The organism is Priestia sp. P5_B4, from assembly GCF_056400385.1.
This window is the reverse complement of the sequence record NZ_JBFULJ010001015.1, coordinates 1-1,259: the sequence shown is the minus strand read 5'-3', so window position 1 is coordinate 1,259 and position 1,259 is coordinate 1. Positions and strand designations below refer to the sequence as shown.

2 protein-coding genes are annotated in these 1,259 nt (G+C 35.5%); both read right to left on the bottom strand.

The window, feature by feature from the left end; all coding sequences use genetic code 11:
• Positions 1 to 141 precede the first annotated feature (141 nt).
• A complete protein-coding gene (locus AC1DRF_RS28385; RefSeq protein ID WP_043979389.1) occupies positions 142 to 669 on the bottom strand; it encodes a GNAT family N-acetyltransferase in 528 nt (175 codons plus the stop codon).
• A gap of 109 nt (positions 670 to 778) precedes the next feature.
• On the bottom strand, positions 779 to 1,259 hold a 481-nt coding region (locus AC1DRF_RS28380), incomplete at its 5' end, for a hypothetical protein (protein ID WP_477742358.1).

Below are 1,259 nucleotides of genomic sequence, written 5' to 3'. Positions count from 1 at the left end.
GTGTAACGAGTAACTCATTGTACGTCCCTTCTAGTAAATGTGTATGATGATTCATTCCTGACCTTCCTTCAATTCGTTCTTTTCTTTGTTATCGGTTAAGGCCTAAAAATATTTACTATTTCAAAAGAACTTATGCTTGATTTACTTCTTACCTTTTGAACGTCCTGACAATATCGCGCTCACTTTTTCCTTGTTGACGGTGTATAAACAAGTACAATCATCTGACTCATACGCCTCTTCTAGTTGAAACGAAAATTTTTTTAAAAGAGTAATTGAATCTTTATTATTAGGATCAACTTTTGCTTCAATTTCTTGTATACGAAACTCTTCAAAAGCTTTTTCTAGCAAAAGGCAGAGCGCTTCTGTCATGAGACCTTTTTTCCAAAAAGGTCTGCCTAAATCATACCCAATCTCTGCTTGCTTTTTAACATAATCAATACGGTTTAGACCGCAGGTTCCAATGATCTCATCGGAAGTCTTTAATCGAATAGCATAGCGTGTTGCTTTTCCTTCTTTCGTCAAACTTTGGAGAAGTGCAATCATGCTTTCCGCTTGATAAAGCGTCGTAAAGGGCTCAATATTCATATATCTAGTAACCTCTTCATCCGACCAATATTCAAAAACTTTAGAAGCATCTTTTTTTTGAAGAGGAGATAAATATACCCTCATCTATGTTCTCCCTCCTTTTGCTGAATGATGAAACAAGACATTTTCATCTGCGCCTCTTTCACATCTTAAAAAATCTCACATGGTGGACGGAACATGTGAGATTTGACATTTAACTATTTTTTGATTGTGCATCGCGCAGCTGCGTATATAAACGATTAATTGCTACAGTCATTGACTGTTCATAGGAATGATGATCATAATAAACCGCTATATTTTTTAACATTTCATACGTTTGATGATCAAGCTGCACCTCAAGCGTAATTTTTTCGTCAATTGTTGCTGTTTGCAAATGATGAGGCAAGTCCTCTTTTGTAGACACTTGCTCTGCAATATGAATTGCTTCTTCTACTGTTTCAATTCGGCCGTACTGATGCACCCATCTTCTGCCCATTTCAATTGTATCTTTTACAAACTGACGATTGGTAATGGTATCTTTAATRTTAAATTGATGATCTGCCACATATACAGATTGATACAAGATGACACTGATCACTTCGTCTTTTAAATTTAATTTTCTCAGCTCATCAATTAAATCCGCTATATATTTAGGTAATGGACTAAATGTCCCTCGCACTTCCTTAATTAAATCC